Origin of the sequence: Clostridium sp. HBUAS56017 (genome assembly GCF_007115085.1) — a bacterium.
Lineage (GTDB): Bacteria > Bacillota > Clostridia > Clostridiales > Clostridiaceae > Clostridium > Clostridium cibarium.
This window is the reverse complement of sequence record NZ_SULK01000015.1, coordinates 65,204-78,405: the sequence shown is the minus strand read 5'-3', so window position 1 is coordinate 78,405 and position 13,202 is coordinate 65,204. Positions and strand designations below refer to the sequence as shown.

Annotated in this window: 13 protein-coding genes; 11 read left to right on the top strand and 2 right to left on the bottom strand. The window is 31.1% G+C overall.

The annotated features are described in order from the left end of the window. The first annotated feature begins 44 nt into the window (after nucleotides 1-44). Nucleotides 45-1,439 carry a transcription termination factor Rho gene (gene rho / locus FAY47_RS13565; protein WP_143317450.1) on the top strand — a complete coding sequence of 465 codons (1,395 nt, stop codon included), beginning with the start codon at nucleotides 45-47 and terminating at the stop codon, nucleotides 1,437-1,439. A gap of 109 nt (nucleotides 1,440-1,548) precedes the next feature. On the opposite strand, the gene FAY47_RS13560 is transcribed toward rho, so the two are convergent. Next, nucleotides 1,549-2,658 (bottom strand): glycosyltransferase, encoded by a 1,110-nt coding sequence (locus tag FAY47_RS13560; protein ID WP_143317449.1) that lies wholly within the window; start codon nucleotides 2,656-2,658, stop codon nucleotides 1,549-1,551. 123 nt (nucleotides 2,659-2,781) lie between these two features. After that, entirely contained in the window at nucleotides 2,782-2,994 is a 213-nt protein-coding gene (rpmE, locus tag FAY47_RS13555; RefSeq protein WP_090012081.1) for a 50S ribosomal protein L31, read from the bottom strand. Between the two features lie 168 nt (nucleotides 2,995-3,162). On the opposite strand from rpmE, the gene FAY47_RS13550 reads away from it, so the two are divergent. From FAY47_RS13550 to FAY47_RS13505, 10 genes are all read left to right on the top strand, one after another. After that, on the top strand, nucleotides 3,163-3,750 hold the full coding sequence (locus FAY47_RS13550) for a thymidine kinase (RefSeq protein WP_143317448.1): 588 nt from the start codon (nucleotides 3,163-3,165) through the stop codon (nucleotides 3,748-3,750). A gap of 18 nt (nucleotides 3,751-3,768) precedes the next feature. Continuing rightward, nucleotides 3,769-5,526: a peptide chain release factor N(5)-glutamine methyltransferase gene (gene prmC, locus FAY47_RS13545; protein WP_143317447.1), complete on the top strand. Its 1,758-nt coding sequence runs from the start codon at nucleotides 3,769-3,771 to the stop codon at nucleotides 5,524-5,526. A 62-nt stretch (nucleotides 5,527-5,588) separates the two neighbouring features. After that, nucleotides 5,589-6,671, top strand: a complete 1,083-nt coding sequence (gene prfA, locus FAY47_RS13540) for a peptide chain release factor 1 (RefSeq protein WP_143317446.1) — start codon at nucleotides 5,589-5,591, stop codon at nucleotides 6,669-6,671. An 87-nt stretch (nucleotides 6,672-6,758) separates the two neighbouring features. Further along, nucleotides 6,759-7,343, top strand: coding sequence for a 60S ribosomal protein L22 (locus tag FAY47_RS13535; RefSeq protein WP_143317445.1), 585 nt, complete (start codon nucleotides 6,759-6,761; stop codon nucleotides 7,341-7,343). A gap of 18 nt (nucleotides 7,344-7,361) precedes the next feature. Next, entirely contained in the window at nucleotides 7,362-8,414 is a 1,053-nt protein-coding gene (locus FAY47_RS13530; RefSeq protein WP_143317444.1) for an L-threonylcarbamoyladenylate synthase, read from the top strand. A 313-nt stretch (nucleotides 8,415-8,727) separates the two neighbouring features. Further along, a complete protein-coding gene (gene rpiB / locus FAY47_RS13525; RefSeq protein WP_143317443.1) occupies nucleotides 8,728-9,177 on the top strand; it encodes a ribose 5-phosphate isomerase B in 450 nt (149 codons plus the stop codon). 14 nt (nucleotides 9,178-9,191) lie between these two features. Beyond that, nucleotides 9,192-9,821, top strand: coding sequence for a uracil phosphoribosyltransferase (gene upp / locus FAY47_RS13520; protein ID WP_143317442.1), 630 nt, complete (start codon nucleotides 9,192-9,194; stop codon nucleotides 9,819-9,821). Between the two features lie 137 nt (nucleotides 9,822-9,958). Next, nucleotides 9,959-10,447, top strand: a complete 489-nt coding sequence (locus FAY47_RS13515) for a deaminase (RefSeq protein ID WP_143317441.1) — start codon at nucleotides 9,959-9,961, stop codon at nucleotides 10,445-10,447. Nucleotides 10,448-10,574: 127 nt separating this feature from the next. Beyond that, the gene (wecB, locus tag FAY47_RS13510; protein WP_143317489.1) at nucleotides 10,575-11,672 is read left to right on the top strand and encodes a UDP-N-acetylglucosamine 2-epimerase (non-hydrolyzing); all 1,098 of its coding nucleotides are present in this window, start codon (nucleotides 10,575-10,577) and stop codon (nucleotides 11,670-11,672) included. A 119-nt stretch (nucleotides 11,673-11,791) separates the two neighbouring features. Continuing rightward, nucleotides 11,792-12,973, top strand: coding sequence for an acetyl-CoA C-acetyltransferase (locus FAY47_RS13505; protein ID WP_143317440.1), 1,182 nt, complete (start codon nucleotides 11,792-11,794; stop codon nucleotides 12,971-12,973). Nucleotides 12,974-13,202: the final 229 nt, after the last annotated feature.

Genomic DNA, 13,202 nt, shown 5'->3' with positions numbered 1-13,202 from the left:
TATTTTCATTGTTTAGAAATATAAAAGTTTTTGGAGGTGTCATTTTGACAAAGGAAAAATATGAAGAAATGACCTTAGCAGAATTAAAGGAAATTGCTAAGGAGTTAGGTATAAAAAATATATCAAAATTTAAGAAGAATGAATTAATTGAAGAGATAGTTTCGAAAAAATCAAATAGTATAGAAAAAGATGGAGTAGTTCTTAGGGAAAAAATAGCTCCTAAACCATCAAATAATAGAATTAGTGAAACAGCAAGGCCGGTAGAAAAAACTGCTGAAAAAAAAGAACAGTTAAAGGCTATGATAAATGATTCCAATAGCACTAGGGGAATTTTAGAGATTCTTGAAAACAATAACTTTGGATTTTTAAGGTGTAAAAATTATTTAACGAGTAGCGAAGATATATATGTATCACCTTCTCAAATTAGAAGATTTAATCTTAAAACTGGAGATGAAGTTGTAGGTAAGGTTAGAGAGGCTAAAGAGGGGGAGAAATTTAAAGCATTACTTTTTGTAGAAAGAGTAAATGGAGAGAGTCCGGAGAAAGCTATAGGAAGAAAAGCTTTTGAAAATCTTGTTCCAATATATCCTACAGAAAGGTTAAAACTTGAAACAAATAATTCTTCTGACCTTTCATCTAGATTAATGGATATAATTTGTCCAATTGGAAAAGGACAGAGAGGATTAATTGTAGCTCCACCTAAAGCTGGAAAAACTACATTACTTAAGAAGGTAGCACAGAGTATAACTAAAAATCATCCAGAAGTAGTTTTAATCGTACTACTAATTGATGAAAGACCAGAAGAAGTAACTGATATGCAAAGAAGCATTGCAGGAGAAGTTATCTATTCTACATTTGATGAAGAACCACAAAATCATGCAAAAGTTTCTCAAATAGTATTAGAGAGAGCTAAAAGAATAGTAGAACAAGGCAAGGATGTTGTTATATTATTAGATAGTTTAACAAGATTGTCTAGAGCATATAATTTAACAATTACTCCTACAGGAAGAACTCTTTCAGGAGGGTTAGATCCAGGAGCTTTAATAATGCCTAAAAAATTCTTTGGAGCAGCTAGAAATATAGAAGAAGGCGGAAGTTTAACAATACTTGCAACTGCCCTTGTTGAAACTGGATCAAGAATGGATGATATGATATTTGAGGAATTTAAGGGAACTGGGAACATGGAAGTGCACCTAGATAGAAAACTTCAAGAAAGAAGAATTTTCCCAGCCATCGATATTTATAAATCAGGAACAAGAAAAGAAGATTTATTGCTTTCAGATGAGGAAAAAGAAGTATCATATTCAATTAGAAAGACAATGTATAGAGATGGTAATATAGAAAATATAACTGAAAATCTTATCAATATGCTTCATAAAACTAAAAATAATGTTGAGTTTGTAAGAACATTTGAAAAAACGAATATAGGTAGAAAATAATCTATAATATTTAAATAATTACTTATTAGAAATATAAGACAAAAGCAGTAAATAGCTTGCATTAGATAAGCTATTTACTGCTTTTTTATAGTTAATATAATTTAAGGTGTTATTTGCCATTCGTATTTATAAGATTATTGGATATATCTATTATAGCTTTGCTAGAATAGGTTGAAGAAAGATCTTTTAAGTTTTTTTTCATTTCACTTAAAAGTTCTGGATTTTCAATAATTTTATCAACTATGGAGTTAATAGATTTAATATCATGGACATAATATGCATAACCATTGGATGCTAGAAAATCAGCATTATCTTTTTCTTGACCAGGAATTACAAATGGTATTATAAGAGGTAAGTTTTTAATTATTGCCTCAGTAACTGTAAGTCCGCCAGGTTTAGAAATTATTATGTCAGAGTATTCCATAAATGATGCTATATCATTTGAGAAACCGAAAATATGAATTTTCTTATTTGGATAACCGTTTTCACATTTTTTCAATAAAGATTTTCTTAAATTTTCATTATTACCGCAAACTACAGTTATTCTAAGTTTATGTTCATTTTTTAGTAGTTCATCTAAAACATATGAGATACTCGTAAGACCCATGCTACCGCTCATTAGCAAGAGACTAAAATATTCATCATCTTTTATAGAAGGAATATTTATATCTTTTTCAAAGAAACTTTCTTTAATCGGTATCCCAATAGGATAGATTATTTCGGGTTTGATACCTACAGATATTAAAAAGTCCTTAGTATTTTTACTTCCTGTAACATATGCATCAACTAAAGGGCTAATATAGGTGTAATGAGCTTTAAAATCAGTAACTACAGCAATGAAAGGAATCGACATTCCTTTAACTTTTAATTTTGTAATTATGTTAACTGTAAAAGGATGAGTTCCAATTATTAAATCTGGTTTTTCGTTTTCTATAAATTTTGATATTTTCCATCTAACACTTGAAAAGAAAATGCTACTTAAATTATTTATGTATTTATTATCGGTTAATTTATAGAAGAATCCATAAATATGCGGAATTTTTGCGGCAAAAAATTCATAACTCCAAACTACGATTTTGTTTATGAATTTATTATCACTAGCCAAAAAATCGTGTTTAACACACTCAAAGCCTGCATCGGTTAAAGCTTCAATTAATGAATTGGCAGCTTGGTTATGACCTTGGCCTGTTGAGGTAGTCAAGATTAAAACTTTTTTCATTCAATCCACTCACTTCTATTAAAATAATATATAGTATAGTTTAACACTATTTTAATTTTTAATCTAAAATTTTTATAATTTAGATAAAGAAAATGGGAAAGACTAAGTCTTTCCCATTTATTCTTACTTACCTTGGTTAAGGTTAAATCTCTTATTGAACTTATCAACTCTACCGCCGACGTCCATGATTTTTTGCTTACCAGTGAAGAATGGGTGGCATTTAGAGCATATTTCTACTTTTAGTTCTTCTTTAACAGAACCAGTTGTAAAAGTATTTCCACATGCACACTTAACCACTGCGTCGTGATGGTATTCAGGATGTATGCCTTCTCTCATTTAATTCACCTCTTTCGATAGTATACTTTGTATACTTCTTTATAACTACTAGAGTATATCATAGCACCTATTTCCAGTCAAGAAATTCAAAAAGAAAAAACACTTTTTTAGATATTGTTATAATGCTATAATCATGGGTAATAAGACTTTAAGGAGAGAGAAAAATAAATGAGTAAACTATACTTTAGATATGGAGCTATGAATTCGGGCAAATCTACACATCTTATGCAGGTTGCGTATAATTATGAAGAAAGAGGATTGAAGGTTATACTTTTAAAACCAGCTACAGATAAAAAGGGTGGAAATAAGCTTGTTTCAAGGCTAGGAGTTACTAGAAAAGTAGACATGTTGATAAAACGTGAAGATAATATTTTTGAAATGATTCAAGAGGAATTAAAAAAAGCAGAAAACTTAGATTGCATATTAGTTGATGAAGTTCAGTTTTTTAAAGAATATCAAATAGATCAATTGTTTGAAATAGCAGTAAAATTAAATATTCCTGTAATATGCTATGGATTAAGGACAGACTTTCTTATGGAAGGATTTGAAGGAAGTACAAGATTACTATTATTAGCTCATAGTATAGAAGAGATGAAAACTATTTGTAAATGTGGAAGCAAGGCTATATTGAATGCGCGAAAAATAAATAATAAGTTTGTGTTTGCTGGAGAACAAGTAGCTATAGATAATATAGATAATGTGGAGTATGAATCGTTGTGTGGTAAATGTTACTATAAGTATAAACAAGAAGAATAATTTGGAAGGGATGAGTGAATGAAAAAAAGTGATGTAGGCGGTCAGGCTGTTATCGAGGGAGTTATGATGAGAGGCACTAAAGGACTGGCAACAGCTGTAAGAAAAGAAGATGGGGAAATAGTTATAGATTTTCAAAAAGTTGTACCTATTACGAAAAGATATAAAATGTTAAATATCCCTTTAGTAAGAGGGATATTTGTATTGATAGATTCGCTAAGAATAGGAATTAATTCTTTAAACTATTCTGCATCTTTGTTTGAGGATACAGAACCTTCAAAGTTTGAAGATTGGCTTAGAGGAAAGTTTGGAGAAAAAGCTAATGATGTAATTATAGGAATTACCATGGTGTTTGCTTTTATAATAGCGGTAGGATTATTTGTTGGTATACCTACAGCAGCTGCAACTCTCTTTGGAGAATATGGGTTTTCACCAGTAGGTTTAAACTTAATAGAGGCTATGATAAGAATAATTATACTTATACTTTATATATGGGGAATAAGTAAACTTGATGATATTTATAGAGTTTTTCAATATCATGGAGCTGAACATAAGACAATATTCTGTTATGAATCAGAAAAACCATTAACAGTTGAAAATGTAAGACAATTTTCAAGATTTCATCCAAGGTGTGGTACTAACTTTTTGTTTTTAATTATGTTTGTAAGTGTATTTATAATTTCATTTACTGGATGGGGGAGTTTCTTAGAAAGATTGGTTTTAAGGATAATCTTAATTCCAATTATTTCAGGAATAACTTATGAAGTAATTAAATGGCTTGGGAAAAGTGATAGTATTATGGCAAAAATCATTGCATATCCGGGGCTACAGCTTCAAAAGTTAACAACTAGGGAACCAGATGGAGAACAAATTGAAGTAGCGATAGCATCTTTAATGGCTGCAGAAGGATTGGAAGAAGAAGAAAAAAACATAGGTGAATTGATTAATACAGGTAGTAGAATTTTGTCGGAAGTGAAAATTGATACTGCAAGGTTAGATTCCCAACTCCTTTTAGGGAAAGTTATAAGTAAAGATAAAATTTACCTAATGACTAATAAAGATGAAAAAGTAAAGAATGAAGATAAAAAAGAATTTATAAAATTAATAAATATGAGAAAAGAGAAGATGCCAATAAAATATATTCTTGGAGAATGTGATTTTATGGGATTAGATTTTTATATAGAAGAAGGTGTATTAATACCAAGAAGTGATACGGAAGTATTGGTGGAAGAGGTATTAAAACTTATAGATGAAGAAGATAATATTATGGTATGTGATTTATGTTCGGGAAGTGGAGCTATAGGAATTTCACTTGCTCATTATAGGAAAAACATAAAGGTAGATTCAATAGATTATTATGATATCCCGGAAAAGGTAACCAAAAAGAACATTGAAAGAAATGGACTAGAGGATAGAGTTGATTTTATAAAGAGTGATTTACTTGGTGAGGCAATTAAGAATGGGAAGAGATATCATATTATAGTATCAAATCCGCCTTATATTAAAGATGAGGATATAAACAATTTAATGGAAGATGTTAAAGAATATGAACCTCATACAGCTTTAAGTGGAGGTGATGATGGCCTTGTATTCTATAGGAGAATAATCGAAGAAAGCAAATTAGTGTTATTAGATGGTGGAATACTTTCATTTGAAATTGGGTATGATCAAGGAGAAAGTGTAAAAGAACTTATGGAAGCAGAAGGATATCAGGATATAAAAGTAATAAAAGATCTAGCTGGCCACGATAGAGTTGTGTTGGGAAAGCTTCCTTGTTGATTATGGTTAATAACTTGTGATATAATACAAAGATATGAAAAAAAGAAATACGGAGTGATATCATGTTATTAGATAAATTAGCTTTTATAGAAAATAAATACGATGAATTATCTGTTAAGATTAGTGATCCTTCAATTATGGCAAATCAAAATGAATGGAGAAAGCTTTGTAAAGAGCATGCTGATCTTGAGGTAATAGTTAATGCTTATAGAGATTACAAGAATGTTATTGAAGAATTACAAGCAAATAAAGAGATGCTAGCTGAAGAAAGTGATAAAGAAATGAGAGAGATGATGCAAGAAGAAATCTCTGATTTAACAGATAGAGAAGAAGAGTTGGAAAAAGAAATTCAAATATTATTGCTACCTAAAGATCCTAACGACGATAAGAACGTTTTTGTGGAAATTAGAGGGGGAGCTGGTGGTGAAGAAGCAGCTCTATTTGCAGCAAATCTTTTCAGAATGTACACAAGATATGCAGAAAACAATAGATGGTCTGTAGAACTTATGAGTGCAAATGAAACAGATATTGGTGGATTTAAAGAAGTTGTTTTCATGATTAAGGGAAGTGGAGCTTACTCAAAGCTTAAGTATGAAAGTGGTGTTCATAGAGTACAGAGAGTTCCAGATACTGAATCAAGTGGTAGAATACATACATCAACTGCAACTGTTGCAGTACTTCCAGAAGTGGATGATGTTGAAATAGAAATAAATGAAAAAGATTTAAAAATTGATGTGTTTAGGGCTTCTGGAAATGGTGGACAATGCGTAAATACTACCGATTCAGCAGTAAGAATGACACATATACCTACTGGACTTGTGGTTTCATGTCAAGATGAAAAATCACAGTTGAAAAATAAGGAAAAAGCACTTAAAGTTTTAAGGGCAAGGCTTTTCGAAAAAGCTGAAGCAGAAAGAAATGCAGGTATAGCTGAAGATAGAAAGAGTCAAGTTGGTACTGGAGATAGAAGTGAAAGAATAAGAACTTACAACTATCCTCAAGGAAGGGTTACAGACCATAGAATTGGGTTAACTTTATACAAACTAGAAACTTTCTTAGATGGAGATATAGATGAAATTTTAAATGCATTAATCACAGCTGATCAAGCTGAAAAGATGAAAAATATGGGAAATACTATTGATTAAGACTTTATCTAAAGCCTTGCATTTGAAATGTAGGGCTTTAAATTTGAATATTTATATTTAGATATCATCATAAAGGGGGGAGGCACAGTGAATATATATAAAGCACTTAAACGTGAAAAAAAATTCCACAAGATGTTTTATATTACTATGGCATCAATAGCTATAATATTACCATTAGCTGTGTTCTTGACGGGATTAGACACGCCTCTTTATTTAAGTTATTTGTTGTTTATAGAGGTGTTAATACTACTCAGTGCAATAAGCAAAATAAATAGTACTAGGCTTTCTTATTTTTGTAGTAACAATAGGTTAAAGATAAAAGGTGGATTGTTTGGAAAAGAAAGTTTGATTTTTTGTGATAAAGTGGTTCTTGTACATACTGAGAAAATTGAAGAAGATATGGAAATAATAATAGTAACGTCAGTAAACTTTAAAAATAGATCATTAAAACCAATAGTGAAATCATTTTTAAAGAGGCATCCATTACTTACAAAGGATTATTTAAAAATCAAAGAAAATAATCAAGGAATATATTATTATCAAATAATAAGAAGAGGTGGCTTAAATAAGTACATATTATTAGACACAATATACAAAAATTGTGTAAAAGCAGTTTATACAGCAGAGGGGATACAAAACATAAAAATAGCTAGAGGGCAAACATTGGTATGAGGAAAGAGGGAGTTAAGTTTGGATACAAAAATAGCTATAGTTAAGAATATAGATCAGGATTTAAAATTCATTAAGGAAGCAGCAAATGGAATTAGAGAAGGAAAAACTGTAGTATTTCCAACAGAAACGGTTTATGGATTAGGAGCAGATGCATTAAATGAAGAGGCAGTTAAAGCAATTTTTATTGCTAAAGGGAGGCCTCAAGATAATCCATTGATAGTTCATGTGGCTTCAAAAGATATAAGTGGACTAGTGGAAGAAGTTCCAGATATAGCACAAAACATGATCGATAGGTTTTGGCCAGGCCCACTTACAATAATTTTAAAAAAGAAAGATATAATTCCTAATGTAACTAGTGCTAATTTAAGCAGTATTGGAATAAGAATGCCAGATAATGAAATAGCATTGAAATTAATTGAGTTATCTAATACTCCTATAGCAGGACCCTCAGCTAATATAAGTGGAAGACCAAGTCCAACAGAAGTTGAAAGATGTGTTGAAGATTTATCGGGAAAAGTAGATTATATTATTGGTGGAGAGAGAAGTAAGGTTGGAGTAGAATCAACTATAGTAGATTGTACAGTAAATCCTCCTGTAATTTTGAGACCAGGTGGAATAACCTTAGAGATGTTGCGACAGTTAGATGATAGAATTGAATTAGATAGTGCTATTATGGAAAAACCAACAGGGGATTTTAAGCCAAAAGCACCTGGGATGAAATATAAACACTATTCACCAAAGGCAAAAGTAAAAATAGTTTCAGGAGATAGAGAAAAAACTATTGAAAAAATTAATGAATTAGTACACAATTATATAGATGATGGGAAAAAGGTAGGAATTTTATCATCAGATGAGAATAGGAATAGATATAAAGCCGGAGAAATTATAGTCATAGGTAGTGTTTCTAAACTTGAAGATGTCGCTCAAAATTTATTTGAGTCACTTAGAAGTTTTGATGATATGGGAGTAGATATAATACTTTCAGAAGCCTTTGAAGAAAAAGGCGTGGGGATAGCAGTAATGAACAGATTGAAGAAAGCTGCTGGATACGATATATTAAGCATTTGTTAAGGAGTTAGAAATGAAAAAACTATTTAGTTATATTGAATTTAAAATAGAAGAACTTAATGCTAACTGTTTAATTAAACCCTATAGGGATATAAAATGCATAATAAAAAAACATAAAAATAGACTAGTATATAAAACCAAGTTATATTATTATATGTGAGGCAGTTGCTCTTTTTAAATTTTGTTAAGTAGTTTAAAAGTAAAAATTACTAAACAATGATATTATCTTCATAGATGATAATTTAAAGAGCTGGTGTCTTTATTATTGCGTATAATAAGCTAGTGTATCTATCAAGTAACTTTAGGAGGTGCAAAAATGAAAATTGCTTTAGGAGCGGACCATGGTGGTTATGAATTAAAAGAAGAGATAAATAAGTATCTTAAAGAAAATGGATATGAAGTAAAGGATTTTGGAACTTTTTCAGCTGAATCCTGTGATTATCCTGATTATTCATTAAAGGTTGCAGAAGCTGTAGCTAATAAGGAATTTGAATTTGGTATATTAATATGTGGAACAGGTATTGGTATTGGTATAGCAGCAAATAAAGTTCCAGGAATAAGAGCTGCTTTATGTTCAGATACATTTAGCGCACATGCTACAAGAGAACATAATGATGCGAATATATTAACAATGGGGCAAAGAGTAGTTGGTGCTGGGCTAGCAATAGATATTGTTAAAACATTTTTAGAAACTAAATTTGAAGGCGATAGACACATTAAAAGAATTAATAAAATAACAGAGATTGAAAAGAAATATAATAAATAGACGGAGGGGTCATAATGAGTAAAGTAGTTGAAGTGAATCATCCATTAGTTTTACATAAGCTTGCATTTATAAGAAATAAGGAAACAGGATCAAAGGAATTTAGAGACCTAGTTAGTGAAGTTTCTACGCTTTTAGCTTATGAGGTAACAAGAAATCTAAGTATGGAAGAAGTAGAAATAGAAACTCCAATTTGTAAGACAAAATGTAAGATGCTAGAAGGAAAGAAACTAGCTATAGTGCCAATATTAAGAGCAGGTCTTGGAATGGTTGATGGCATGCTTAAGTTAGTTCCAGCAGCAAAGGTTGGACATATTGGATTATATAGAGATGAAACTACACTAAAACCAGTAGAATATTTCTGTAAGTTACCAGAAGATATAGCTGAAAGAGAAATTATTGTTGTAGATCCAATGCTTGCAACGGGTGGATCAGCAATTGATGCATTAACAATGCTAAAGAAAAGAGGAGCTAAGAATTTGAGACTTGCTTGTCTAATAGGTGCTCCAGAAGGAATAGAAGCAATACAAAAGGCTCATCCAGATGTTGATATTTATATTGCATCAATAGATGAAAAATTAAATGAAAATGGATATATTGTTCCTGGACTTGGGGATGCAGGAGACAGACTATTTGGTACTAAATAGTTTTATGAAAATTGAGGGGATTAAAAAGAATAATGTATTCTTTCTAATCCCTTTAAATATGTACATCTTAGAAATCTAGTATTTATTAGAAAGAGATAGTATAATAATATAAATACATGATTTAGGAGAGTTATGACATGGATAGAAGAGATAAGATAAATTATTATTTAGATATAGCAGAAACTGTCTTAGAAAGAGGAACATGCCTCAGAAGAAATTATGGATCGATTATAGTGAAGAATGATGAAATAATTTCAACTGGATATACAGGAGCACCGAGAGGAAGAAAGAATTGTAATGATTTGGGTTTCTGTAAGAGAGAAAAATTAAATGTTCCTAGAGGTACACAATATGAGTTATGTCGTTCTGTTCATTCAGAAGCTAATGCTATAATAAGCGCTTCTCGTAGGGATATGATAGGGGCAACTTTATATTTGGTTGGAAGAGAGATGAAGACTAAGGAATTAGTTAAAGATGCAAATTCATGTACAATGTGCAAAAGGCTTATTATAAATTCTGGAATAGAAAGAGTAATAATTAGAGATACAAAAAGTGAGTACAGAATTATAAATGTTTGTGATTGGATTGAAGATGATGATTCTTTAAGTTCTGATTTAGGATATTAATGGTATAATATTTAATATAGAAGTGTATATTTAATAAAACATACATATATAAGGATAACATTAGGAGGTAGTACTTTTGAAAAAAAAGATATTGACAATCTTTGGCACAAGGCCAGAAGCTATTAAAATGGCGCCTTTAGTAAAGGAGTTAGAAAGACGTGAGGAAATTGAATCTAAGGTTTGTGTCACAGCTCAACATAGGGAAATGCTTGACCAAGTACTAGAATATTTTAGTATAACACCAGATTATGATTTGAATATAATGAAGAGTAAGCAAACATTAACAGGAATAACTAATAGAGTTTTAGAAGGTTTGGAAAGTGTATTTCAAGAAGAAAAACCAGATATGATATTAGTTCATGGAGATACTACGACTACATTTGGTGGAGCGCTAGCGGCATTCTATCAACAAATTAAAGTAGGGCATGTGGAAGCTGGACTTAGAACTTTTGATAAATACTTTCCGTTTCCAGAGGAGATGAATAGAAAGTTAACAGGATCTTTGGCTGATTTACACTTTGCACCGACTAAAGGGTCAAAAGAAAACTTGTTAAGAGAAGGGGTAAATGAAGGCCATATATACATAACTGGAAATACTGTAATAGATGCTATGCTTCATACGGTAAAAGAAGATTATGTTTTTGAAAATGATGAATTAAACAAAATTGATTTTGAGAAGAAAAAAGTAATTATGATAACTGCCCATAGAAGAGAAAATTGGGGAGAAGGTATAGAAAATATTTGTGAATCATTAAACAGAATAGTAGAAGCAAATAAAGATGTTGAATTAGTATATCTTGTTCATTTAAATCCTGTAGTAAAAGATGTAGTGCATGAAAAATTAGGAGGTAATGATAGAATTCATCTATTACCTCCATTAGATACTCAAGAAACTCATAACTTAATGAATAAGTCATTTATGGTTATGACTGATTCAGGCGGATTACAAGAAGAAGCACCACATTTAGGTAAACCTGTATTAGTGCTTCGAGATGTAACAGAAAGACCTGAAGCTGTTGAGTATGGAACTGTGAAATTAGTAGGAACAGATATAGAGAAGATTGTAGAGGAGGCTAATTTGTTGTTAAACAATAAATTGGCTTATGAAAAAATGAGCAAAGCTGTTAATCCATACGGAGATGGTAAGGCTTCAGAAAGAATTGCAGATGCAATATTAAAATATTTTGAATTAAGTGATAAAGAAGTTGAAGAATTTCTTAGATAGTTTGTTTAAAATTTAACAAAATCCTATTGTAAAATATATAAAAAATGGTATAATAAAAGTATGTTAATTGTTTAACGAACACGTAAGTATAAATTTTGCAATTTAGGAGGATGTTAATAATGAGAGAAGTAGTTATTGCAAGTGCAGCAAGAACAGCACTTGGTTCATTCGGAGGATCATTAAAGGATGTTCCAGCAGCAGATTTAGGAGCACTAGTTATTAAAGAAGCAGTAAATAGAGCTGGTATTAAACCAGAACTAGTTGAAGAAGTAGTTATGGGAAATGTTATTCAAGCAGGGCTTGGTCAAAATGTAGCGAGACAAGCAACTATAAAAGCAGGGCTACCAAATGAAGTTCCAGCTATGACAATAAATAAAGTATGTGGTTCAGGATTAAGAACAGTTGCATTAGCAGCCCAAATGATTAAAGCTGGAGATGCAGACATAGTAGTTGCAGGTGGTATGGAAAACATGTCAGCAGCACCTTATGTTTTAGATAAAGCTAGATGGGGTCAAAGAATGGGAGACGGAAAGCTAGTTGATACAATGATTAAGGATGCTTTATGGGATGCGTTTAATAACTATCATATGGGGGTTACTGCAGAGAATATAGCTAAGGAATGGAATCTTACTAGAGAAGAACAAGATGCTTTCTCAGCAGCTTCTCAACAAAAAGCTGAAAAAGCTATAAAAGAAGGAAGATTTAAGGATGAAATAGTTCCAGTTGTTATTCCTCAAAGAAAAGGTGAACCAAAGGTATTTGATACTGATGAATTCCCAAGATTCGGGACAACAGCAGAAACTTTAGCAAAACTTAGACCAGCATTTATTAAAGATGGTACAGTTACTGCTGGTAATGCATCAGGAATTAATGATGGAGCTGCAGCTTTCGTTGTTATGAGCGCTGAAAAAGCTAAAGAATTAGGTGTTAAGCCATTAGCTAAGATAGTATCTTATGGTTCTAAGGGATTAGATCCTGCAATAATGGGTTATGGTCCATTCCATGCAACAAAGAAAGCTTTAGAAGCTGCGAACTTAACTGTTGAAGATTTAGATTTAATTGAAGCAAATGAAGCATTTGCTGCACAAAGTTTAGCTGTTGCTAAGGATCTTAAATTTGATATGGAAAAAGTAAATGTTAATGGTGGAGCTATTGCTTTAGGGCATCCAGTTGGAGCATCAGGAGCAAGAATTCTTACTACTTTACTTTATGAAATGCAAAAGAGAGATGCTAAGAGAGGGTTAGCTACTTTATGTATAGGTGGCGGAATGGGAACAGCACTTATAGTAGAAAGAGTTTAATACTATTTTAAATTCAAGTTCAGTAATAATGTTGATTATTACTGAACTTTTTTATATTAAGTAATATGAATAATTAATTAGGTTTAAGGAAAGGATAAAGAGTACTTAAAGGCTAGTATTTATGAGATAAACCAAACATTTGACGAGATTTTAAAGTGATTTTATAGTGAATTTTATGAATAAATTCTATAAAGAAGTGTCAATTGTTTGTAGCATAAATTATGAGGGA